This window comes from Streptomyces sp. NPDC001502 (genome assembly GCF_042894785.1).
Classification (GTDB): domain Bacteria; phylum Actinomycetota; class Actinomycetes; order Streptomycetales; family Streptomycetaceae; genus Streptomyces; species Streptomyces kutzneri.
In genome coordinates this window covers 80,940-102,388 of sequence record NZ_JBIAVW010000006.1, presented here as the reverse complement: position 1 = coordinate 102,388, position 21,449 = coordinate 80,940, and the positions used below count along the sequence as shown (strand labels likewise).

The 21,449-nt window shown below is 70.6% G+C and carries 21 protein-coding genes, 1 tRNA gene and 1 pseudogene; 11 read left to right on the top strand and 12 right to left on the bottom strand.

Features of this window, described 5'->3' with window-relative positions; all coding sequences use genetic code 11:
• Positions 1–340: 340 nt before the first annotated feature.
• The 4 genes from ACFY0D_RS12280 to ACFY0D_RS12265 all read right to left on the bottom strand — a co-directional run bounded on the left by ACFY0D_RS12280 (position 341) and on the right by ACFY0D_RS12265 (position 3,841).
• Entirely contained in the window at positions 341–1,156 is an 816-nt protein-coding gene (locus ACFY0D_RS12280; RefSeq protein WP_390798510.1) for a chitosanase, read from the bottom strand.
• 130 nt (positions 1,157–1,286) lie between these two features.
• A complete protein-coding gene (gene corA, locus ACFY0D_RS12275; protein WP_351148980.1) occupies positions 1,287–2,369 on the bottom strand; it encodes a magnesium/cobalt transporter CorA in 1,083 nt (360 codons plus the stop codon).
• A 103-nt stretch (positions 2,370–2,472) separates the two neighbouring features.
• Positions 2,473–2,865, bottom strand: coding sequence for a molybdopterin-binding protein (locus ACFY0D_RS12270; protein WP_301364775.1), 393 nt, complete (start codon positions 2,863–2,865; stop codon positions 2,473–2,475).
• A gap of 67 nt (positions 2,866–2,932) precedes the next feature.
• Positions 2,933–3,841: a LysR family transcriptional regulator ArgP gene (locus ACFY0D_RS12265; RefSeq protein ID WP_390798259.1), complete on the bottom strand. Its 909-nt coding sequence runs from the start codon at positions 3,839–3,841 to the stop codon at positions 2,933–2,935.
• A 69-nt stretch (positions 3,842–3,910) separates the two neighbouring features.
• On the opposite strand from ACFY0D_RS12265, the gene ACFY0D_RS12260 reads away from it, so the two are divergent.
• The 3 genes from ACFY0D_RS12260 to ACFY0D_RS12250 all read left to right on the top strand — a co-directional run bounded on the left by ACFY0D_RS12260 (position 3,911) and on the right by ACFY0D_RS12250 (position 6,909).
• Entirely contained in the window at positions 3,911–4,534 is a 624-nt protein-coding gene (locus tag ACFY0D_RS12260; RefSeq protein WP_390798258.1) for a LysE/ArgO family amino acid transporter, read from the top strand.
• 122 nt (positions 4,535–4,656) lie between these two features.
• Positions 4,657–5,661, top strand: a complete 1,005-nt coding sequence (locus ACFY0D_RS12255) for an NUDIX domain-containing protein (protein WP_390798257.1) — start codon at positions 4,657–4,659, stop codon at positions 5,659–5,661.
• A 57-nt stretch (positions 5,662–5,718) separates the two neighbouring features.
• Entirely contained in the window at positions 5,719–6,909 is a 1,191-nt protein-coding gene (locus tag ACFY0D_RS12250; RefSeq protein WP_390798256.1) for an MFS transporter, read from the top strand.
• Positions 6,910–6,954: 45 nt separating this feature from the next.
• On the opposite strand, the gene ACFY0D_RS12245 is transcribed toward ACFY0D_RS12250, so the two are convergent.
• On the bottom strand, positions 6,955–7,953 hold the full coding sequence (locus ACFY0D_RS12245) for an ArsR/SmtB family transcription factor (protein WP_390798255.1): 999 nt from the start codon (positions 7,951–7,953) through the stop codon (positions 6,955–6,957).
• Between the two features lie 100 nt (positions 7,954–8,053).
• Between ACFY0D_RS12245 and ACFY0D_RS12240 the strand changes: the two genes are divergently transcribed.
• The gene (locus ACFY0D_RS12240; RefSeq protein ID WP_390798509.1) at positions 8,054–9,316 is read left to right on the top strand and encodes an MFS transporter; all 1,263 of its coding nucleotides are present in this window, start codon (positions 8,054–8,056) and stop codon (positions 9,314–9,316) included.
• Between the two features lie 15 nt (positions 9,317–9,331).
• Here ACFY0D_RS12240 and ACFY0D_RS12235 read toward each other — a convergent pair whose 3' ends face one another.
• The 4 genes from ACFY0D_RS12235 to ACFY0D_RS12220 form a co-directional block, all read right to left on the bottom strand.
• Complete coding sequence (locus ACFY0D_RS12235; protein ID WP_351148961.1) at positions 9,332–10,777, bottom strand: glyceraldehyde-3-phosphate dehydrogenase; 1,446 nt, start codon at positions 10,775–10,777, stop codon at positions 9,332–9,334.
• A 143-nt stretch (positions 10,778–10,920) separates the two neighbouring features.
• Positions 10,921–12,519 (bottom strand): phospholipase D family protein, encoded by a 1,599-nt coding sequence (locus ACFY0D_RS12230; protein ID WP_390798254.1) that lies wholly within the window; start codon positions 12,517–12,519, stop codon positions 10,921–10,923.
• 84 nt (positions 12,520–12,603) lie between these two features.
• The gene (locus tag ACFY0D_RS12225) at positions 12,604–13,527 is read right to left on the bottom strand and encodes a hypothetical protein (RefSeq protein ID WP_390798253.1); all 924 of its coding nucleotides are present in this window, start codon (positions 13,525–13,527) and stop codon (positions 12,604–12,606) included.
• Positions 13,524–14,939 (bottom strand): phenylacetate--CoA ligase family protein, encoded by a 1,416-nt coding sequence (locus ACFY0D_RS12220; protein WP_390798252.1) that lies wholly within the window; start codon positions 14,937–14,939, stop codon positions 13,524–13,526. The genes ACFY0D_RS12225 and ACFY0D_RS12220 overlap by 4 nt, the downstream gene beginning before the upstream one ends.
• A 395-nt stretch (positions 14,940–15,334) precedes the next feature.
• On the opposite strand from ACFY0D_RS12220, the gene ACFY0D_RS12215 reads away from it, so the two are divergent.
• From ACFY0D_RS12215 to ACFY0D_RS12205, 3 genes and pseudogenes are all read left to right on the top strand, one after another.
• Positions 15,335–16,129 (top strand): IclR family transcriptional regulator, encoded by a 795-nt coding sequence (locus ACFY0D_RS12215; protein ID WP_390798251.1) that lies wholly within the window; start codon positions 15,335–15,337, stop codon positions 16,127–16,129.
• A gap of 154 nt (positions 16,130–16,283) precedes the next feature.
• Positions 16,284–16,730, top strand: coding sequence for a hypothetical protein (locus ACFY0D_RS12210; RefSeq protein ID WP_390798250.1), 447 nt, complete (start codon positions 16,284–16,286; stop codon positions 16,728–16,730).
• 265 nt (positions 16,731–16,995) lie between these two features.
• Positions 16,996–17,811 (top strand): annotated as a pseudogene (locus tag ACFY0D_RS12205) (transposase).
• On the opposite strand, the gene ACFY0D_RS12200 reads toward ACFY0D_RS12205, so the two are convergent.
• Positions 17,804–18,289, bottom strand: coding sequence for a hypothetical protein (locus tag ACFY0D_RS12200; protein WP_390798249.1), 486 nt, complete (start codon positions 18,287–18,289; stop codon positions 17,804–17,806). The pseudogene ACFY0D_RS12205 and the gene ACFY0D_RS12200 overlap by 8 nt on opposite strands.
• A gap of 946 nt (positions 18,290–19,235) precedes the next feature.
• Between ACFY0D_RS12200 and ACFY0D_RS12195 the strand changes: the two genes are divergently transcribed.
• The 4 genes from ACFY0D_RS12195 (at position 19,236) to ACFY0D_RS12180 (ending at position 20,743) form a co-directional block, all read left to right on the top strand.
• A complete protein-coding gene (locus tag ACFY0D_RS12195) occupies positions 19,236–19,538 on the top strand; it encodes a hypothetical protein (protein WP_390798248.1) in 303 nt (100 codons plus the stop codon).
• Positions 19,539–19,645: 107 nt separating this feature from the next.
• The gene (locus ACFY0D_RS12190; protein WP_390798247.1) at positions 19,646–20,143 is read left to right on the top strand and encodes an SLATT domain-containing protein; all 498 of its coding nucleotides are present in this window, start codon (positions 19,646–19,648) and stop codon (positions 20,141–20,143) included.
• A gap of 318 nt (positions 20,144–20,461) precedes the next feature.
• Entirely contained in the window at positions 20,462–20,590 is a 129-nt protein-coding gene (locus ACFY0D_RS12185) for a hypothetical protein (protein WP_390798246.1), read from the top strand.
• Positions 20,591–20,743, top strand: a complete 153-nt coding sequence (locus tag ACFY0D_RS12180; protein ID WP_390798245.1) for a hypothetical protein — start codon at positions 20,591–20,593, stop codon at positions 20,741–20,743.
• Between the two features lie 118 nt (positions 20,744–20,861).
• On the opposite strand, the gene ACFY0D_RS12175 is transcribed toward ACFY0D_RS12180, so the two are convergent.
• Positions 20,862–20,935 (bottom strand) — tRNA-Pro (locus ACFY0D_RS12175).
• A 116-nt stretch (positions 20,936–21,051) separates the two neighbouring features.
• Positions 21,052–21,414, bottom strand: coding sequence for an MmcQ/YjbR family DNA-binding protein (locus tag ACFY0D_RS12170; RefSeq protein ID WP_390798244.1), 363 nt, complete (start codon positions 21,412–21,414; stop codon positions 21,052–21,054).
• Positions 21,415–21,449: the final 35 nt, after the last annotated feature.

Sequence of the window (21,449 nt, the reverse complement as noted above, 5' to 3'; positions counted from 1 at the left end):
TACGGCGCGGTCAAGCGAGTTCACAAGACGCCATAATGGGAACTTTCCTTCGCTTCTCCGGCCAAACGCGCTGGTACCTGGCTTCACTTGACACCCACGGAGCGTCATTGACCACAAGGCGTGACGAAATGGGCCGTGTTCGGGAGGGACGGAAGTCCCGTCCTGGGGTGCAGGGCCACTCACAGGCGGCAAGAAGCCCGCAATGTCCGGGGTGTTCACGGACCTGTGGCACGGGAGGCGGCCAGGTCGGCTCACAGATCGTTACCTTCCTGCAGCCTGAGCCGACGCGAACCGGGGCGGAAAGGAGGATTCCATCCCCGGGTCGCGGCGGCGCACACCGTCAGCCGATGTGGAAGGAGTCCCCGTAGACCTTCCAGTCGAGCGGCGTATTGAGGTTCAGATTGCCCTTCTTCAGGAAGACCCGCTGCGCGGTGTCGACCCGGCTGGTGTCGCTGTGCGCCTCCTCCTGCTTCATCGCCCAGACCCGGGCGTCGAGGAAGGCGTTCAGGTACGTGGTCTCGTTGCCGCCCTGGGACGGGGGCTTGGCCTTGGACAGGGCCCGCTTGCGGATGTTGCGGAAGCTGGTGGAGTCACCGCCGTCGCCGTGCATGACGATGGCGTCGTAGTAGATGAACTGGCCCAGCACGCCGATCCCGTCGGCCTTGCCCTGGTTCACCGACGGGTTGAAGTAGACCCGGTCGCGCTCTCGGTCCTGGGCCTTCCTGAAGTCGGCGTCCTGGGCCGCCTTCGCCCAGTCCTTGGTGAAGTTCGGATCGAGGCCGGCGTGCGAGTCGCTGCCGTCGACCTTGCGCAGGGCGGGGAGGTACTTGGCGAGGACGTTGCCCGGCTTGATCTGCGTGTAGTACTCGACGAGGTCGAGCATGTCGCCGGTGCCGGAACAGAATCCGATGATGCCGGCCGTGTAGCCGCGGCCGTCGTCTATGTCCTCTATGTACTTGTACTGCGCCTTCCAGTCCAGCGAGGAGTTCTCCGCACTGGAGACGATCTTCATGGCGATCTCCTTCTTCGCCGGATCGTCGAGTCCTGCGGCTGCCGCCGCCGCGGTTTCCGCCGTGGGGGCGGGGGCCGCGGTGGCGTGGGCGGTGACGGGGACGGCGATCAGCGCACTGCCGAGCAGTGCGCCGATCGCCAGCATCTTGCGGCGGGGGGTGAACACAAGGCCTCCATCTGGTAGTTGAGGCGTCCCAGTTTCGTTAGGAAACTTTACTACCAGAGCTGACGGCAGCTCAATACCCGGGCGCACCCCAGGGAATGGCCCCGTCCGGTCAGAGCCAGCCGTTACGCCTGAAGCCCCGGTGGATGACGAAGCAGGCGAGCACCATGACGCCGAGGACCAGCGGGTAGCCGTACGTCCAGTGCAGTTCGGGCATGTGGTCGAAGTTCATGCCGTACACGCCGCAGACCATGGTCGGGACGGCGACGATCGCCGCCCATGCCGTGATCTTGCGCATGTCCTCGTTCTGGGCGACGGTCACCTGCGCCAAGTGGGCCTGCAGGATGGAGTCGAGGAGGTTGTCGTAGGCGCCGATCTGCTCCGTGGCCCGGGTCAGGTGGTCCGCCACGTTCCGGAAGTACGCGCGGGTCTCCGGCGGGATGACCGGTATCGGCTGCGTGGCCAGCTGCTGGAGCGGGCGGCTCAGCGGTGCCACCGCCCGCCTGAGTTCGAGGAGTTCGCGCTTGAGCTGGTAGATCCGCCCCGCGTCGCCGCGGCCGCCGTCCTCGCTGAACACCGCGGTCTCGACGGCGTCGATGTCGTTCTGCACCGCGTCCGTCACGGCGACGTAGTCGTCGACCACATGGTCGGCCATGGCGTGCAGAACGGCCGCGGGCCCGTTGGCCAGTTGGTCCGGGGCGGCCTCCAGCTCCTCGCGGACCGGGCCCAGCGTGCCACGGCCGCCGTGCCGGATGGTGATGATGAAGTCCTGGCCGGTGAAGGCCATCAGCTCGCCGGTCTCCACCACCTCGCTGGTCGCGGTCAGCTCCTCGTGCTCCACGTAGCGCACGGTCTTGAAGACGGAGAACAGGGTGTCGTCGTAGCGCTCCACTTTGGGGCGCTGGTGCGCGTTCACGGCGTCCTCGACCGCGAGGGGGTGCAGGCCGAACAGCTCGGCGAGCCCGGCCAGCTCCGACCGCGCCGGCTCGTGCAGGCCGATCCAGACGAAACCGTCACCCGTCTTGCGGACCCGGCGCAGCGCCTCCTCGACCTCCGCGCAGTCCTCCTGCCGGACACCGTCCCGGTAGATCACGCAGTTGACCACCGCACTGCCGAGCGGGGAGCGGGCCGGGTGGCTGAGGTCGACGGCCCGCCGGTAGCTGCGCCGCACGACCCGGCGCAGGTTGCTGAACATGGACAAGGCGTACTCCCCTTCGGCGGATCAGCGGCCAGTCTGCCATCGCCACCGGAACGCCTGCGTCCGGGCTCACCGCCCCGGGGGAACTCCGCCGTCCGCGTCAGACCTTGTCGATGAACACGCTCGTCGACTTCACCCGCGCCGTGGCCCGCGCGCCCACTTCCAGCCCGAGCTCCTCCACCGCCTCGCGCGTCAGCAGTGACACGATCCGGTGAGGTCCCGCCTGGATCTCCACCTGCGCGTCGACCGTGCCGAGCTTCACCCCGGTGACGATGCCGGGGAAGGCGTTGCGGGCCGAGGTGTACGGGGCCTCCTCGCCCTCGGCGCCCTCCTGTGCGGCCTCGACGCAGAAGGCGGCCAGGTCGGGCCCGTCCACCATCCGCCGTGTGCCCTCGCGGTGGGTCGGGAACCGGTCGGCATCCGCCCAGCGCCGGGCCGTGTCGACGCTGACGCCGAGCAGCCGGGCCGCCTGGCCGATCGTGTAGGACTCCATGGGCCGCAGCTTAGGGGGTGTGTTGCGGATCATTACGGATCGGGCCGGGCCGGGCCACAGGGGCGGGTCACGCGGCCGGGTGGCGGAGCGACTCGCGGGCCGCCGCCGCGATCACTTCCGCGACCGTCGACAGCGCGGGCGAGTCGAGCCTCCACTGTTGCCAGTAGAGGGGGACGTCCATCGGCCGCAACGGCTCCAGCAGCACCAGCTGTCCCGTCCGCACCAGCGGTCTCGACTGCTGCTCCGGCACCAGCCCCCACCCCAGCCCCGCGACCACCGCGTCCCGGAACCCCTCCGATGTCGGTATGTAGTGCCGTACCGGCCCTGCCCCGGCCGCCGGGTCCCCCGTCAGCGCGCGGACGAAGGCGTCCTGGAGGTCGTCCTTCCGGTCGAACACGATCGTCGGCGCCTCGCGCAGGTCCCGCTCCGGCTCCCCCGTCAGGTACCGGGCCGCGAACGCGGGGCTCGCCGTCGGCAGGTACCGGACCAGTCCCAGCATCCGTACGCTGCACCCGGCCACCGGGTCGGGCGAGGAGGTCACCGCCGCCATCACCTGACCCTCCCGCAGCAGCGCCGTCGTATGGGACTCGTCCTCGCGGTGGAGCTCGATGCAGACCGGCGGATCCTGCGGCACCCGCGCGAGCGCGGGCAGGAACCAGGTGGCGAGGGAGTCCGCGTTCACCGCGATCGGCAGCCGCACCGGGCCCGTCCCGTCGGACATCCCCAGCTCGGCGCGCGCGTCGCGCTCCAGGCGCGCCAGCTGCCGGGCGAAGCGGATCACCACCTCCCCGGATTCGGTCGCCCGCACCGGCTTCGTCCGCATCAGCAGCACCCGCCCGGTCCGCTGCTCCAGCGCCTTGACCCGTTGGCTGACGGCGGAGGGGGTCACGTGCAGGGCGGCCGCCGCCGCGTCGAAGGTGCCCTCGTCCACCACGGCGAGCAGCGTGCGTACCTGGTCCAGCGGAAGCTCGTCCATCACAATCGCTAAGGGTACGTAAAAATCTTTAGCTGTACTGAATCGGCCTGCCTGCCTACCGTCGGGGTCATGAACTACGGCATCGTCACCGCGGCCCTGGCCGGCTTCGGCAGCGGACTCTCCCTCATCGTCGCCATCGGCGCGCAGAACGCCTTCGTCCTCCGCCAGGGCGCGCGCCGCCACGCGGTCCTCGCCGTGGTCGCCATCTGCGCCGTGTCCGACGCGGTCCTCATCTCCCTCGGCGTCGCCGGCGTCGGCGCCTTCGTCACCGCCTGGCCGACCGCGCTGACGGTGGTCGGGCTGGCCGGAGGCGGGTTCCTGATCTGCTACGGAGTCCTGGCCGCCCGCCGGGTGCTGCGGCCCACCCCCGGCGCCGCCCTCACCACGGAGGGGGCGACGAGCGGGTCCGCCCGCCGGGCCGTGCTGACCGCTCTGGCCATGACCTGGCTCAACCCGCACGTCTACCTGGACACCGTGCTGCTCCTCGGTTCCCTCGCCGCCGACCGCGGCGACCTGCGGTGGGCCTTCGCCATCGGGGCCGTGCTGGCCAGCCTGACCTGGTTCGCCGGTCTGGGCTACGGGGCCCGGCTGCTGAGCGGCCTGCTCGCCCGCCCGGCCGCCTGGCGGGTTCTGGACGGGCTCGTCGCTGCGACCATGGTCACCATGGGCGGCCTGCTCCTGGCCCGCGCCTGAGGGCTGTCTTGTCGGTCGGGCCGGATCGGCAGGACGCCCCCCGGCTCGCATGTCGGCGCCGGGCACCCGCCGCGGCCCGGGCATAGTGCTGGTGCCGCCGACCCGATCCCCTGGAGACCGCCGTGCCCGACCGTCCCTCCCCGCTCGTGTCCGCCACCGGGGTCGTCCTGGACACGCGTGGGCGGGTCCTCGTACTGACCGCCCCGGGCCGGACGGACCCGGAGCTTCCGGGCGGCGCGGTCCAGGACACGGAGACCCCGGAGGAAGGGCTGGCCCGCGCGCTGCGGGAAGGGCTGGGCCTCGCCCGGCCGGCCGGGCGGCTGCTGGCGGTGGACTCCCGGCCGCCGGGCCCGGCCGGCCCGCCCGGCCGCTCCCTGGTCGTGCACGTCCACCTCGTCGGCCCGCTCCCGCCGTCGGAGGCCGCGGCGATCTCCTTCCCCGCCGGGGCGACGACCGAGGCCCGCTGGCTCCCGCCGGAGGCGGCCTGTGCGCTGTTGCCCGCCCGTACCGCGCCCCGGCTGCGCGCCGCACTGGCCGCCCTGCACACCGGCTCCTTCGCCCACCTGGTCGACGGGGTGCCCCAGCCGGGCTCCCCGGCCGGTCTGGACCCGGCCCGGCGGGTGGCCCTGGAGCACGCGGGCACCCTCGACCCGGCCAGCCACCGGGCCAGCCGTCCCAAGGCGGTGACCGCGGCGAGCGTGCTGTTCACCGGCTCCGACGGCCGGATCCTGCTGGTGCAGCCCGCGTACGGCAGATCCGACCGCTGGAACCTGCCCGGCGGCGGCATCGACAGCGACCTCGGCGAGATCCCGCGCGCCGCCGCCCGGCGGGAGGTCCACGAGGAGCTCGGCCTCGACCTCGCCCCGGGCCGGCTGCTCGCCGTGAACTGGTCCCACAAGCCCGGCCGTCCGGCCCGTATCCGGTTCCTCTACGACGGCGGCGTCCTCGACGCCCCCGCCCTCGCCCGGATCCGGCTGGACCGGGCCGAGCTGCTCCAGTGGCGCACCGTCACCTCCGCAGAACTCCCCGGCCTGGTCAAACCCGCCCTGCGGCGCCAGATCACCGCCTGCCTGGCCGCCCGCGCCGCGGGCACCGGCCCGCTGGAACTCCACGCGGGCCGCCCCTGAACCGCGGGCCCGGACGCCGCCGCGCCGGGCCGCGGCGGCGGGGTTACCGTCGGCGGCATGGACGGTGATCGCCGACGGTGGCGCCAGTGCTTGCTCGGCGGGGCGGTGTTCGCCGTGTGCATGGCGGGCACCACGCTGCCCACCCCCCTGTACGGGCTCTACCAGGAGAAGTTCGGGTTCTCCGAGCTGGTGGTGACCGTCGTGTACGCCGTGTACGCCTTCGGGGTGATCGGCGTACTGCTGCTGGCGGGCAACGCCTCGGACACCGTCGGCAGGCGGCCCGTACTGCTGGCCGGCCTGGCCTTCTCGGCGGCGAGCGCCGTCTGTTTCCTGTGCGCCACCGGCATGGGCTGGCTGTACGCGGGCCGGCTGCTGTCGGGACTGTCCGCCGGACTGTTCACCGGGGCCGCCACGGCCTACGTGATGGAACTGGCGCCGGGCGGCGGTGCCTCGCGGGCCACGTTCGTGGCGACGGCCGCCAACATGGGCGGGCTGGGCTGCGGCCCGCTGCTCGCCGGGGTGCTCGCGCAGTACGCCGCCTGGCCGCTGTACCTGCCGTTCGCCGTGCACCTCGCGCTGGTGGCGGTCTCGGCCGTCGTCCTGGCGCGGCTCCCCGAGACCGTGCGCGACCGGCAGCCGCTGAGTGCGGTGCGACCGCAGCGGCCCGGCCTGCCCGCGCAGGTGCGGTCGGTGTTCGCGCCCGCGGCGATCGCCTCGTTCGTGGGCTTCGCGCTGTTCGGGGTGTTCACCTCGGTCAGCCCGGCCTTCCTCGCGCAGTCCCTGGACGTGCACAACCGCGCGGTGAGCGGGCTGATCGTCGCGCTGGCCTTCTTCGCCTCGACCGCCGGGCAACTGGCGGTCGGCCGGGTGGGGGTGAGCCGGTCGCTGCCGCTGGGCTGCGCGGGGCTGCTCGCCGGGCTGGCGCTGCTCGCGGGCGCGCTGTGGTGGGACCTGCTGGCGCTGGTGGTGGCGAGCGCCGTCGTCGGCGGGGTCGGGCAGGGGCTGGCGTTCCGCGGGGCGCTGGCCACGGTGGCCGCGGCCTCGCCGCCGGACCGGCGCGCGGCGGTGATCTCGATGCTGTTCGTGGTGGCGTACACGGGCATCTCGCTGCCGGTGATCGGGGTGGGGCTGCTGGTGGGCCCGATCGGTCTGGAGGGTGCCGGGCTGGTGTTCATCGCCTGCATGGCCGTCCTGGTCACGGCCGCGGCCGGCTATCTGCTGCGCAGGCCCGCGCGGGCGAGCGCCTGAGCGCGTACCCGCGTACGCGGGGCCCCGTACGGCGACCGCCGCGCGTCACCCCGGCCGGCCCCGGCCGCTCAGCTCGTCGCCGAGCGGGCTGCGGCGGTAGAGGACCTGCCGCCCGTCGCGCGCGCGGGAGACGAGGCCGGTGGCGTACAGCACGCCCAGGTGCTGGGACACGGCGCTCGCGGTGACCCCGAGACGGCGGGCCAGCTCGACGGTGGGCAGTGGCTCGTCGAGCAGGCCGAGCAGTCTCGCCTTGGGCGCGCCCAGCAGGGACACCAAAGCGGCCGTCCCGGCGACGGGCTCGCGCACCCAGAGGGTCGCCACGCCGCGGCTCGGGTACGCCAGCGTCGGCGCCTCCTCGGGACTGACCGGGGGTGCGGGCTTGTGCGCGAACACCGACGGTACGAGGAGCAGCCCGCGGCCGGACGCCACGACGCGGTGCCGGCTGACCATCTGTCCGATGTGCAGCACGCCGTCGTGCCACCGCAGGTTCGGGTGGATGTCGGCGAAGAGGAGGCGGGCTCCGCCCATGGCCAGCTGCCGCGCGCGGTAGGTCATGTCGGCCTCCAGCAGGAGGCGCATCCGCGGCCACATCGGCCGGACGGCGGCCTCCCAGTACCGGCGCAGCAGCGCGCAGAGGTCGTCGCGGAGTGCGACGACGGGCCCGTCGTCGGGGGCGAGGGCGGCGAGCAGCGGGGCGGGGAGCGGGTCCGGGGCGTGCGCGGCCAGGAGGTCGCGGCGGACCAGGCCGGGGGGCGTCCGGCCGACGGTGGCCAGTTCCTCCTCGAAGGAGGGGGCGAAGCTCGCGGGCCGCGGGGTGAGGAAGTCGGGCAGGGTGCGCCGTACCGCGACCACGGACATCAGCAGCTCGGTGTCGAGCCCGTCGAGTGCGTCCAGTGCGCCGAGGACGGACCTGCGCCACGGGAGGTGCAGGGCGGAGAGCCCCGGCTCGCGCAGCACGCGCAGGCTGAGCACGGTCTCGTACAGGGGGGAGAGCGCGAACCGGGTGTCGGCGAGGTCCTCGACGCCGAGCTCGAAGCTGATCATCAAGGCATACGCTACATCGATTGTCGCGGGCGGTGACGTGCCGTGAACTCCCCTCATGACAACTCCCCGCATGACGGACGCCGTTCACCGGGGGTCCGGGATGAGCCGCCGGCTGCTCCTGCTCCTCACCCTGACCTGCGCCGTCGGCGTGGGCACCGTCTACTTCCCGCAGGCGGTCAGCCCGCTGGTCGTCACGGCCCTGCACGTGTCGCCCGGCTCCGCCGGCCTCGTGGTGACCGTGGTCCAGATCGGCTACACGGCCGGGATCTTCCTGCTGGTGCCGCTCGGCGACCGGCTCCCGCACCGCCCGTTCCTCGTCTCCCTGCTCGCCCTGACCGGCGCCGGCCTGCTGGCCGCGGGCTGCGCGCCGGGGCTGGCACCGCTCCTGGCCGCCTCGGCCGTCGTCGGTGTGACGACCGTGGCCGCGCAGGTCATCGGTCCGCTGGCGGCCGGGCTGGTGGCCGCCGACCGCCGGGGAGCCGTACTGGGCACCTTGCTGAGCGGTTCGACCGGCGGCATGCTGCTGGCCCGCACCTTCGGCGGGACGCTCGGTGAACGGCTGGGGTGGCGGGCCCCCTACCTGGCGGCCGGGGCCGTGGCCCTGCTGCTGGCTGTCGTCCTGGCCCGTGCCCTGCCGGTCACGACCCCGACCTCGCGCCGGCCGTACGCGGCGCTGCTGGCCGAGCCGCTGCGCCTGCTGCGCACCGAGCCGGAACTGCGCCGCTCCTGCCTCTACCAGGCGGCGGTCTTCGGCGCCTTCTCGGCGGTCTGGACGTGCCTGGCGCTGCTGCTCACCGGCCCGGCCTACGGCCTGGGCGCCGACGCGGTGGGGATGCTCGCCCTGGTGGGCGCGGTGACCATGCTGTGCACCCCGTACGCAGGGCGTCTGGTGGACCGCACGGGAGCGGACCGGGTGAATCTCGGCTGCCTGCTCGGGGTCCTCGTCTCGGCCGCGGTCCTCGCGGCGGGCGCCGGCGGCGGGGCGGCGGGACTGGCCGCGCTGGCGGGCGGCACGCTGCTGCTCGACGTCTCGATGCAGTCCGGCACGGTCGCCAACCTGGCCCGGGTGTACGCCGTTCGGCCCGGTGCCCGCAGCCGGCTCAACACCGCGTACATGACCTGCGCGTACCTGGGCGGCAGCGGCGGGTCCTGGCTGGGCGTGCGGATCTACGGCCGGGCCGGCTGGCAGGGCGTGTGCGCGCTCGTGGCCCTGCTCGCCGTGATCGCCCTGGCCCGGCATCTCGCGGCGCCGCCGAGCGCACGACAGGCGGGGGGCGATGGGCGGGGCCTCTCGGTGCCGGTCGGCATCGGTGGCCCGCCCACCGCCGCCCCGCCTGTCGGATCAGCCGGTCGAACGGTGTGACGGTGGTGCGACGGATCAGACCGCCGGAACCGGGTAGGTCGGGTACTCGACGCCGGACACGTGCTGGACCACACGGATGACCTGGCAGGAGTAGCCGAACTCGTTGTCGTACCAGAGGTAGAGGATGGCGTTGTCGCCGTCCACCTTGGTGGCGCCCGCGTCGACGATCGAGGAGTGGCGCGAACCGACGAAGTCCATGGAGACCGCGTCGGGAGCCGTGGTGAAGTCGATCTGGCGCTTGAGCGGCGAGTGCAGCGAGACGTCGCGGAGGTAGTCGAGGACCTCTTCGCGGGTGGTCTCACGGCCCAGGCGCAGGCTCAGGATGGCGATCGAGACGTCCGGGACGGGGACGCGGATCGAGCTGCCGGTGATCGGCGCCTTGAGGTCCGGCAGCGCCTTGGCGACGGCGGAGGCGGCACCGGTCTCGGTGATGACCATGTTCAGCGGCGCGGAGCGGCCACGACGGTCGGCCTTGTGGTAGTTGTCCAGCAGGTTCTGGTCGTTCGTGAACGAGTGGACGGTCTCCACGTGACCGCGCAGGACACCGTACTCGTCGTCCATGGCCTTGAGCGGCGGGACGATCGCGTTGGTGGTGCAGGAGGCGCAGGACAGGATCTGCTCGTCCGGCTTGATGGTGTCGTGGTTGACGCCGTGGACGATGTTCGGGACGTCGCCCTTGCCCGGGGCGGTCAGCACGACCTTGTCGATGCCGGGGCGCAGGTGCTTGGACAGACCCTCGCGGTCGCGCCACTTGCCCGTGTTGTCGATGAGGATGGCGTCCTTGATGCCGTGCTCGGTGTAGTCCACCTCGGACGGGTCGTTCGCGTAGATCACCTTGATGGCGTTGCCGTTGGCGATGATCGTGCTGTTCGCCTCGTCGACGGTGATCGTGCCCTGGAACTGGCCGTGGATCGAGTCGCGGCGCAGCAGCGAGGCGCGCTTGACGATGTCCTGGTCGCCGCCCTGGCGGACGACGATGGCGCGCAGGCGCAGACCGTTGCCGGAGCCGGCCTTCTCGATCAGCAGGCGGGCGACGAGGCGGCCGATACGGCCGAAGCCGTACAGGACGACGTCGCGGCCGTCGCCACGCTCGATCTTGTTCGCGCCGGTGGCGCCGGCGACGGCCTCGGCGGTGAACTCGGCCACCGAGAGGCCGCGGTCGTCGCTCTTGTACTCCGCGGCGAGCATGCCGATGTCGATCTGGGACGGGCCGAGATCGAGGGTGGTGAGCACCTGCAGGAACGGCAGCGTCTCGGTGACCGAGAGCTCCTCACCGTCGATCTGCCGGGCGAATCGGTGGGTCTTGAGGATGCTGACCACCGACTTGTTCACCAGGGAACGGCTGTGGAGCAGGATCGTGACGTCCCGCTCCCGGTGCAGCTTCCCGATGATCGGGATCATCGACTCCGCGATCTCCTCGCGGTTCTTCCAGCTGGTGAACGAGTCCTCATTGACAGTCACAGGATTATCTTTCGAGCTAGGCGGTGCTCATATGCTAACCCGCCGCCATTTTGGTCACTTAAGCGGTACCCACCGTGCCGGGAACGGGCACTATGTGACATGAATTTGTACGTTTTTTCAATGGTTTGCCGCCGGAACGTGCCTCAGAACCTGCCGCGGAGCCTCATGCCGAGCGGGCGGCCGTCCGGGTCGACGAGCAGGTGGTGCAGCGGGGTCGCGAGCATCCGCCGGGTCGCGGGCAGGTCCGGGGACACGTAGCGGCGCAGCCGTCCGGGCGGCCGCGGACCGGGCCGGCCGCCCGCGTACCAGGCGTCCAGAGCTGCCGCGCTCGCGGCGAAGGCATCGAAAGCGGACACCGGGTCGCACAGCTCGTCCGCCGCCCCGGCCTCGGTGTGCTCGCACATGAGCTCCAGGCGCAGCTCGCGGGCGAAGGCCCGCGCGCCGTCCCCCAGCCCTCCCGGATCGGCCGGCGGCCGCGGGTCCGGCCGCTCGTCGTACACGGCGCAGCCCAGCTCGGAATCGTGCGTCCACGAACGGAGGTTGATGTTGTCGGAGCCGACCGAGGCCCACACGTCGTCGATCACGCACACCTTGGCGTGGACGTAGACCGGTGTTCCCGCCCGGTTCTCCAGGCCGTACACCGCGACCCGGTCGCCGCCGGCCCGGCGCAGCTCGTCCAGGGCCGTGATCCGCCCGATCAGGTTCATCGGCCCGGTGAGCGGGCCGTCCTCCTCCGGGACGGTGGGGACGACCCCGATCAGCCGCAGCCCCGGGTGATCGCCCAGTGCCCGGGCGAAGCGGTCCACCACCTTGGGCGACCACAGGTACTGGTCCTCCAGGTAGATCAGCGCCCGGGCCCGCCGTACGGCCTTGGTGTACCCGCGGGCGATGCTGCGCTCGCCGTCGGGGGCGAAGGGGTAGCCGGACAGCAGCCGGTTCGGATAGGTCCGCAGCAGTTGGACGGTGTGGGGGCCGCAGGACGCCGGATCGGGTGTCTGCGGCGGCAGCCGGTCCGCGCTGACGTCCTCGCGGTGCATCAGCTCCCGCAGGCGGGTGAGCGGGCTGCGGCTGAGCGGGGCCGGATCCTCCCAGCGCTCGCGGAAGACGGCCTCGACGTCGCCCACGACCGGCCCGCGCAGGGCGAGCTGGACGTCGTGCCACGGCGGGTGTGGCCCGTAGGCGGCGGCGAGGGAGAGCGACTGGCGGTCGCCCTGGTGCGAGGCGTCGTCGTTGCGGTTGTGACAGAGGTCGATCCCGCCGACGTAGGCGATGTCCGACTCCGGACGGCCGGGGTGGCGCAGCACCACCAGTTTCTGGTGGTGGGAGCCGCCGGGCCGCACCCTCATGTCGAGCAGGCACTCACCGCCGGCCCGCGCAAGTTCCTTGCCGAAGCGGAGGTTCTCCTTTTCGCTGAAGTGAAGGCTGTCCAGGTGGGACCGCCACAGCAGGCCCTTGACGATGACGCCTCGCTCGGCCGCCCGGCACAGGACGGAGCCGACCTCCGTGCCGGGTCCGTCGAGCCGCTCGTCGGGATCACCGCGCCAGTCGGTGAACAGGAGCAGATCGCCCGGGCCCATCGCGCGGACGGCCGCCAGGAGCTCCGCGAAGTACACGGCTCCGTGGACCAGGGGCCGTACGTGGTTCCCCCGGGACCAGGCCGCGCCGTCCGGGCGGCGCCGGTCCAGGCGTGTCGCCGGGTTGCCCCGTTCACCGGAATCCAGAAGCCAGTCGGCGCGCGTCATCTCTCCGGCCCTCCGATCGCGCTGGAGTACCGCAGTCCCAGGCTAGCCGTATCCGCGGGGCACGGCCCCCGGGCCGGGACGCGCTCAGCGCACGGGTTCGGCCGCGGCCCCGCGGGCCGGGCCCGGCCGGGCGGCGGCCTCGCGGGGCCGGCCGGTCCCGCGGAGGACCACGTCGGCCATCCGCCGCTCGGGGCCGCTCCGGCGCAGGTAGCGGTAGCCGAGGAAGGCCGCCGGTCCGAAGAACACCTGGGCCGGGATGAGGGCCGGCGCATGGTCGGTGACCGCGGCGAGGACGTGCAGCGTGGCGACCGGGGCCACCGCGCCGAAGAGGGTGACGAGCGCGATGCCGGTCCGCAGCCCCGGCTTCCCGTACGCCTTGTAGGCGGTGGTGGTGAACAGGGCGTACGCCAGCAGGTCGCCCATGCCCACCACCGCCCCCAGGTCCTCGCCGATGCGCAGGCCCGCGGCGGGGGCGTACGGATACCCCTGGATGGCGTCGGACAGCTGCTGGGTGAGCGGTACGACCCAGGCGAAGAAGGCGTCGTACGCGGTGAGCGCGAGCAGGAACCACGCGACGTTCTTCAGCCGCATACCGCCCTGCACGTTGAGGTTCGTGGCGGAGACGACGATCAGGGCGACGACGACGCTGTTCGCCACCCAGTACGGCGGCGCGGTCTCGCCGAAGGCCAGGTGCGAGACGAGGACGCTCGTGATCAGGACGGCGATCAGCGCCCAGCGCAGCCGGCCGTTCCCGATCACGGGCTGGTAGCCGACGGACAGTCCGCCCGCGAAGACGAGGGCGAGCACCACCGGGAGGACCGCTCCGGGCAGCGTCAGGTAGATGTACGGCAGCGCCAGGACGAAGCCCATCATCATGAAGATGTCGCTGCCGTTGAAGACGCCGACGGGCGGCCTCGGGGTGCGTACGGCACGGAAGTAGGCGATCGCACCGGCGCACACCCCGACCGCCAGGGCGATGGTGACCGCGAGCTGGAAGAAGACGCTCATGCGTGGCTCCGGGTGAAGGTGTGCTCCGACAGGTCGCAGCGGAGGGGGAAGAGGCGCGCGGCCTCCTCCGCGTCCACCGGCAGGACCGTGACGCGGGCGTCGATGTCCCGGGCCCGCAGCCGCTCGGTCACCTCCGCCTCGGTGACCTCCTTGGAGGCGACCTCCACGTGGAGCCGGCCGTCGGCCCCGGTCCCAGCCCGGTGGCGCAGCGGGAACGGCAGGCCGGGGGTGCCGTCCAGCGCCTCCAGGATGTCGCGCGGGGTCACGATGCCGTCGACGGTGCGGTGCAGTGTGCCCGCCTTGCCGAGGATGTGGGAGACGGCGGGCACGGCCGCCAGCTCGCAGTCCGGTTCGCCGTCCAGGGTGCGGACCACGTCACCGGTGTTGTACCGCAGGACCGGCATGCACTCCCGGTAGGGGAAGTAGGGGGTGACCGTCAGTTCGCCGAGCCGGCCGGGGCCGGCGGGCTCACCGGTCACCAGGTCGAGCACCTCGGTGTAGCCCATGTTGGGGTCGATGTGCAGGTGCCGAGCGCTGCAGGTGCGGCCGCCGACCGGCAGCAGTTCGGTCATGCCGAAGGCGTCGCCGACGGTCGGGGCGCCGAAGGTCTCGCGCAGGGCGTCCGACAGGCTCCGCGACAGCATCTCCCCGCCGGCGTAGATCGCGCGCAGCGCGAAGTCGCCGGGTCCGCAGCCGCGTTGCCGGGCGGCGGTGACCATCTGCCCGAGGTAGCTGGGGTTGCCGGTGAGGATGGTGGGCCGGGTGCCACCGACCGCGGTGAGCAGGTGCTCGACGGACTCGTCCGGCGGGATCTGTCCCACGACGTGGCACGAGGCGTTGGCGAGCCGGCACACCTCGACGTCCTCCTGCACGGCGGCCGTCGCCCTGGAGCTGAGGTTGATCTGCATCCGGTCGCCGGGCCCGAGATCGCCGCGCAGCACCAGGGACAGCGCGATCAGCGCGGGCCACAGTTCCATCTCGTAGCGGGAGAGCCAGATCTGCACGGGGCGGCCGGTGGTACCGGTCGTCTGGGTCGCGAGGTAAGGGGTACCGCACAGGAAGTCGGCGGGGCGTTCGACGAGGTCGGCCTTGCGGGTCACCGGGATCCCGGTGAGCGTCGCGGCGCTCACGCCGTCGAGGTCGATGCCGGCGAGCCGCTCCCGGTAGAAGGGGGAGTGCCTGGCGAGCCTGCGTACGGTCCGCCGGAGCGCACGGTCCTGCAGGTCCCTGCGCTCCTCGGGATCCGCGAACGGTCCGTCGGCCAGTTCGTCGACGTCGTCGCCGAGCGAGCCGAACTCCTCCAGGGTGAGGAGGGCGTCGGCGACCAGTCGCTCGACGGCCCGTACGTTCAGCCGCCGGCCGAACACCATCGCCATGGCCACCCGTACCTGGCGGACACCGGTCTCCAGCACTCATACCTCCCTGGGGCGTGGCGGAGGGGTGGGAGCGACGCGCCGCTCCCACCCCTCACTTCTTCGTCAGCTGGCGGAACAGGTGGCGAAGAAGACCGCCGTCATGGCGCCCATGACGTACTTGAACTGCTTGGCGCTCGTCTTGATCGCGCTCATCGGATCCTCCTTGTTCGTTCCGGGCGGACGGTCCCTCAGGCTCCTCCGAAGTCGCCGTAACGTTCCGTCACTTGGACGAGAACACAATGGCGCGATCGCATCGCACGGGCAATGATCTGGTCCATTCAACGGACCGGTGAACGGGGGAAGGCACCACCGATACCTCCGACGAGCCGGTACGAACGGGGAGTTCTGGTTCCGTCCGACCGATGGGGCCAGGCGTGAAAGGGGGACCGCCCATGGCCAGATCCGGCGCAGAGGGGCGGGGCGTACTGGAAGGTGCGTTCGCGTTGATGGAGGTGCTCGCCGAGGGCGAGGAAGTCGGGCTGACCCGCCTGGCGACGGACGCGGAGCTGCCGAAGGCCACCGCCCACCGGCTGCTGGGCCAGCTGGTGGCCCTGGGCGCGGTGCAGAGCCGCTCCGGCCGCTACCGGCTCGGGGCGAGGGCCTTCCGCCTGGGACAGGCATGGCACCCGGCGCGGGCTCTGCGCGCGGCCTCGGCCCGGCCGCTGCGTGAGCTCGCCTCGGCGAACGGCCGGCTGACCCTCAGCCTGTCGGTCGCGGAGGCGGGACAGACGATCGTCGTCGCGGGTCTGCGCGGCGAGGCGGACGAGGTCTTCGCGCTGAGACCGGGCGTCGTGCTGCCGCCCGGGAGCGCGGCCGAGCTGATCCTGGCGGCTTCCGCCCCGGTGGCGGAGCCGCCCGGGGGGCGGACGGCGGCCTCCTGGGCCCGTGAGGTCGCCCAGGCCAGGGAGCAGGGGCTCGCCTTCCGGTACGGGGAGTGCGTGAGCTCGCTCTCGTGCGTGTCGGCGCCGGTACTCTCCGCGTCCGGGCAGGTGGTCGCCGCCGTGGCGGCGACCAGCCCGGACGCCGGGCAGATCGCCCCGCTGGGCGGGTCCGTGGCCCGGGCGGCGGCGATGATCAGCGCAAACCTGGCCCGACGGCCGGCCACCGGTGCCCGGCCGCAGCGCGAGTGGCCCGCCCTCCCTCCGGGCCCCCGGGCCGCGCACCCCGCCCTGGCGGGTCCGCGCTAGGGCGCCCCCGGGCGACGAGGGCGGCCGTTCCGGATTCCTCCGGAACGGCCCCCTCCTGCGGCCGGAGTGCCGACGGAGGGTGATCGTGCCACGCTGAATCGGGGGAACGCCGACTCCGGTGCGCCGGATCGGCTCTGCCACCGAGGAGACCGACATGGCCAGTGACGCCGGCAGGGCCCGGACCAGTCCATCGCAGCCCAGCGCCTGGTCTGCGCCCACATCGGGTACGACCATCACGGCAGGTGCTCTGATGGTCTTCGCGGGTGCCATGGCGATCTTCGAAGGGATCGCGGCCCTCGCCAGGGACGACCTGTTCGTCGTGACGCGGCACTACGTGTTCGAGTTCAGCGTGACGGGCTGGGGCTGGGTTCACCTGATCGTGGGCATCGCCCTCGTCCTCGGCGGCTGCGCCGTTTTCACCGGAGCCCTGTGGGCGCGCTTCTTCGGCGTGGCCATCGCCGGTCTCGGCGCGATCGCCAATTTCCTGTGGCTGCCGTACTACCCGTGGTGGGCCGCGATCCTGATCGCCGTCAACCTCTTCGTGGTCTGGGCGCTGTGCGCGGGCATGCAACGGGAGGCCGACGCGAGCATGACCACCTGACCTCGGCCGCAACACCCCGGGAAGGTCGGAAAACGAGCGAAGGGCCGCTTCGGATTGCTCCGAAGCGGCCCTTCGACCTACGACTCTCACGAGTCGGGACGACAGGATTTGAACCTGCGACCCCTTGACGCCCGGAAGCTGACGCCCAGTCCTGCCTGTCCGTCGAGTTCCAGGTCAGGGGTTCTGTGTCCCGGCATGTGCGCGTGGATGTGGCAGCTCGGTGCCGAGGCAAGGCCGGACGAAAGCGTGATGGAGGGGCCTGCACGTGATCGACACTGGCGACATCGACGTCTTCCTCGGCCTGGACGTCGGCAAGGGCGAACACCACGCCACCGCCGTCACTCCGGCCGGCAAGAAGGCTTTCGACAAACGGTTACCCAATCGGCGCCCTGCCGCTGGCGGTTGCGAGGGACATGGGCTGCCCGGTTGCCTACCTTCCCGGGCTGACGACGCGGAGGGCGCGATGCCCCACACTCTGCGGGCCATCGACGGCGAGGACGAGACCATCGCGGAGCTGCAGATGATCGTCGGGTTCGACGACGACCTGGCCGGCGAAGCTACCCGAGTTGCCAACCGGCTGCACGGCCTGCTGACGCAGATCCATCCGTCGTTGGAGCGGGTGCTGGGGCCACGGTTACAGCACCCGGCCGTCCTGACGCTGCTGGAGCGGTGCGGGGCACCGGCCCAGATCCGCAAGGCAGGCCGGCGGCGGCTGGTCACGCGGTTACGGCCGAAGGCACCGAGGATGGCTGAGCGGCTGGCCGAGGAGATCTTCACCGCCCTGGACGAGCAGACCGTCGTCGTTCCGGACACCGAGGCGGCAGCGCTGATCGTCCCGAGCCTGGCCGGATCCCTGGCCGCAGTCCTTGACCGGCGCAAACTCCTGGCCGGACGAATCGAGGAACTCCTGGAGGCTCACCCTCTTTCGAAGGTCCTGACGTCCACGCCGGGAGTCGGCGTCAGGACCGGAGCCCGCATCCAGGCCCTGCTCTGCCTCGCCAGACGTCGGGCAGACGTCCTCTTCGCGATGCTCCGCGACGGAACCTTCTACGAATCCAGGCCTACGGCCGCGGTCACATGACAAGCGGCTCAGCCAGGAGTACGACCCGATCGGCCTCGACATCGAAGCCGAGCACAGGATGGCCATAATCACCCTCCGGATCCATCAGAACCGGCCTGCCCAAGCATCGCCCGATCTCCCGGAAGAAACCGCAGAACACATCAAGTCGCTCCTGCCCCTGCAATTCCCGCAGGTCAACGTCGAAGTCGATGACCTCGTCGTCCTTGAAACGGAAGATCGCCAGAACATCGGGAGTCGGCCAGACCCGCAGCTCCGGGCACTCGGCGTCCGCCGGGCCGGACAGCACGGTCTTCGCCCGAGGCACCGGCAGCACCGTCTCGCCTTCGGAGTACTGGCACTTCCAGCCCCTCGCCTCGACAAGATCGAGAACCGCCTGCCAGCCCTCCACCGAACAATCCGGGACGCGCACGTCCGGCAGCGACCCCATCAGGTCCGGGTCGAAGAAACAGCTCACGTCATCCCACAGAAGATCAGCCACACCGCCATGCTGCCCGGCTACCCGATCCGACGCAGCCCCGTTTCCCTTGGCCAAAGAGACAGCGGCCCCCACGCGTCACCAGAGCCTCCAGGAGGCTTCGCGTCCCCGCAACCGGATCGTTGATCAGCGGGGGACAACCACCTGCCTAGTGGATCTACACGACGCCAGGTAAGGCATGTCACAGCAGCATCGCCGACGGACTGGCCGCCCTTTGACGTCTGACCGGCCCAAGGCGTCGACTGGAAGGAGGGAGTCCCTCGCGTTGACGTAAGGCGGGCACGATGAGGCAGAGCATTGGCATTGGCTGGCAGCCGCGCCGGCGACCCTGCCGCGATCTTCAACCGCGGCTCCCTGCACAGTGCCCGTGGCGACGAAGAGCAGTCACGTCAGCTGCACCAGGTAATGGCGGACTCCAACGGCCTCCTCGCGGGAGATGCCTGCTATGCCCTTGGGCTGTCATACAAGAAGCAGGGGCAAGGCAACGCCGAGCAGTGGCCGGCCAAGGCAGCAGCTAGGGGGCGTGCAGCGACCCAGCGCGAGCTTGACGCTGCACATGGGAATCCATGCGGAAGTTGCTTCATCGGCAAGAGTGAAGCCGTATCAGGTGACGCTCTGACCTCCTACCCCTCCTTCCTCCTGCCAGCCGAGGGTGCGCCCAGGATGACCATGCGTGCCGCCCGGGGCAGTGCGGCTCTCGTCGTACTGCGTCCCCACTGGGGCACTAGAGCCTGTCCCGCACACTCCATGCCGGTACTGGCCGGCAGCAAGATTAGTGGCTATTTCAAACAATCAAAGGCATCCGCCACACTTTAGGTCGATGACCCTGTGCCGAGATGTGATTCGTCCCTTGATGTGCAAGCCTGGAAGTGGCGCGTCGTAACTTCGCGGGGGTTCTCTGAAGCCAAGAAGCCATGAAGGCTGTTTCCAGCGGGCACGGGAGAAACCAATGCTCAGCAAAGACATCAAGGCTGTTCAGACGACTCGGGCATGGGCTGGTTTGCTAGTAGTCCTTATCGGCGATCTCGGAATTGCAGTAGCCGCCATCCTTGTAGCCACGCGCACCAATTTGGGCACAGAGGCGGTCGCCATTCTTACCAGCGCGTTCACCGCTATCGCATCGATAACTACCGCATACTTCGGCATTCGGGCTGCTGCGAATACAGCGCAGAGTGCTGTATCCGCAATCTCCCATGACGGCCAGGATCGCGGCGACAAGACTCTAGGCTCAGACGACCCGTCAAAGGCGTGATGGAGCCGAATCTGTACAATTCGAGCCAGGAACGCCACCGCCGCGTGGCTTACAGTACGGCCACTAGCCGTTCCAGCCATGGTCAGCGAGAAGGCCGGTGAGCCGCCATGAGCGAGTCTGCCGTTGAAGAAAACCAAAAACGCGCACGTCAGCACGTTCTCGGGTGCGGGGAAAGAGCACGCGAACATCAGCTTTCGCACCACAGGTGGCGATTCTGGTCAGCAATTCTCACTGGGTTGGGAGCAGTTTTCGGTGCTCTTGCCGGCGGAACTCTTCTGGCAGCGGCTGAAACGGGAACCGCTTGGTCCTATGTCGCTGGAGCGCTTGGCGCGTTGGGCGCTGCCGCAATTGCCCTAGACGCACAGCTCGGGCTCAAGGCGCAAGCTGAGGCACACAGACGCGCTGCGACAGGATTCTGGACTCTGCGCACCGCCTATTACGACTTGGCGCATCTCACTACGCCAACAGCCGAAGAAGCACGCACGAAGCTGGACGATCTTACGGCACGTAAAGCCGAACTCGAAGAGAATTCACCCATGACCGAACCCTGGGCTCAGAATAGGCGTGCAAGGCAGAGAGCAGCTGCACGCGAAGCGTCCTCATAGTGAACAATAGCGCTGGCCTGGCGTCGACCCTGGAGGGTTTTTTGGGGGCACCAACTTGGACCAAGTCCGATCGGACAAGGCGTTCCTGAGCCTCGATTCCTTCCCCGAGGCCGGCGTCTCCCGCATTACGACCAAGAGCGCGAGGATCGAGCTCTTCGGAGGATCGCTCCCCCAGAATCCTGGCTAACTGCAAAGAACAGGCGAAGTGTCAGAATTCGCTGGAGTGGGGGGCAGTGCTCAACTACAGGATCAAACCTGTTGTGTTGAAGGGTCCTCAGCCACACATGCCGTCGGGCTGCGTATGAAGCCAGCGGCTACGTGGTCGTTGACGAACTGGGCCGCCCCTTCAAGACCGACAAGCTGCGTCGCGAGGCCCACCGGCTGATGGCCGAGACCGGCGTGCGCAAGGTGCGTCTGTACGACGCCCGCCACGCGTGTCTCTCATAGATGGCCAACAACGGCGCCCCTGACACCGTCGTCTCCGCGTGGGCGGGGCAGAGCGACATGTCATTCACCAAGCGCGTCTACGTTCACCCTGACCCTCAGAGTCTCAAGGCCGGCTCGGACAAGCTGAGCGAGCTGCTGGCCGGTGCGGCGTGATCGTCAGCGTCTGTGACGAAATGTGACACGACAGCTCCAGAGAACGAGAACGCACAAGAGCCCTGCCTCACCGAAGTGAGACAGGGCTCTGAACTGCGACTACGAGGCGAACCTCTAGTCGGGACGACAGGATTTGAACCTGCGACCCCTTGACCCCCAGTCAAGTGCGCTACCAAGCTGCGCCACGTCCCGATGCGCGCTGACCTGGGGTTTCCCCTGGTTGAACGCGCAGGAGAACGATACCGCACTTCGCGGGGTGGTTGCGCGCACCTTTTCCGTCTCGGGTCCGCGCGGCCGTGTCGCCGCCGTCAGCCCGTGTCCACGGTCAGCTCCGGATGCGCGGCGATCAGGCGCTTGGGGGCCGCCTGGAGCCAGGAATCGGTGAGGATGGAGCGCAGCTCGGCCGTGTTGCGCACGGCCGCGAGCCGGACCCGGATCCAGGCGTAGTTGTCGTCGTGGCCCGCCCGCAGGAAGAACTTCCCGGGCTCCGCCGCGATCAGCTCGGCCCGGTCCTCCTTGGGGCACTTCACCCCGATCGAGGTGTCGTCGTCGGCGAGCGAGACGAAGATCTTCCCGCCCACCCGGAAGGTCGGCATGCCCCAAGCGAGCTTCTCACTGCTGTCCGGAAGTGACAGCGCGATCAAGCGGACGTCCTGCGCGGTCGTGGCCATCCCCGAGACTCCTCTCCAGCCACCGGTGAACCCTT

Coding starts and splice junctions, on each gene's coding strand:
- ACFY0D_RS12280 (WP_390798510.1), bottom strand. CDS start 1,156: ATGCTGGCGATCGGCGCACTGCTCGGCAGTGCGCTGATCGCCGTCCCC.
- corA (WP_351148980.1), bottom strand. CDS start 2,369: ATGTTCAGCAACCTGCGCCGGGTCGTGCGGCGCAGCTACCGGCGGGCC.
- ACFY0D_RS12270 (WP_301364775.1), bottom strand. CDS start 2,865: ATGGAGTCCTACACGATCGGCCAGGCGGCCCGGCTGCTCGGCGTCAGC.
- ACFY0D_RS12265 (WP_390798259.1), bottom strand. CDS start 3,841: ATGGACGAGCTTCCGCTGGACCAGGTACGCACGCTGCTCGCCGTGGTG.
- ACFY0D_RS12260 (WP_390798258.1), top strand. CDS start 3,911: ATGAACTACGGCATCGTCACCGCGGCCCTGGCCGGCTTCGGCAGCGGA.
- ACFY0D_RS12250 (WP_390798256.1), top strand. CDS start 5,719: ATGGACGGTGATCGCCGACGGTGGCGCCAGTGCTTGCTCGGCGGGGCG.
- ACFY0D_RS12245 (WP_390798255.1), bottom strand. CDS start 7,953: ATGATCAGCTTCGAGCTCGGCGTCGAGGACCTCGCCGACACCCGGTTC.
- ACFY0D_RS12240 (WP_390798509.1), top strand. CDS start 8,054: ATGAGCCGCCGGCTGCTCCTGCTCCTCACCCTGACCTGCGCCGTCGGC.
- ACFY0D_RS12230 (WP_390798254.1), bottom strand. CDS start 12,519: ATGACGCGCGCCGACTGGCTTCTGGATTCCGGTGAACGGGGCAACCCG.
- ACFY0D_RS12225 (WP_390798253.1), bottom strand. CDS start 13,527: ATGAGCGTCTTCTTCCAGCTCGCGGTCACCATCGCCCTGGCGGTCGGG.
- ACFY0D_RS12215 (WP_390798251.1), top strand. CDS start 15,335: ATGGCCAGATCCGGCGCAGAGGGGCGGGGCGTACTGGAAGGTGCGTTC.
- ACFY0D_RS12210 (WP_390798250.1), top strand. CDS start 16,284: ATGGCCAGTGACGCCGGCAGGGCCCGGACCAGTCCATCGCAGCCCAGC.
- ACFY0D_RS12195 (WP_390798248.1), top strand. CDS start 19,236: ATGCTCAGCAAAGACATCAAGGCTGTTCAGACGACTCGGGCATGGGCT.
- ACFY0D_RS12190 (WP_390798247.1), top strand. CDS start 19,646: ATGAGCGAGTCTGCCGTTGAAGAAAACCAAAAACGCGCACGTCAGCAC.
- ACFY0D_RS12180 (WP_390798245.1), top strand. CDS start 20,591: ATGGCCAACAACGGCGCCCCTGACACCGTCGTCTCCGCGTGGGCGGGG.
- ACFY0D_RS12170 (WP_390798244.1), bottom strand. CDS start 21,414: ATGGCCACGACCGCGCAGGACGTCCGCTTGATCGCGCTGTCACTTCCG.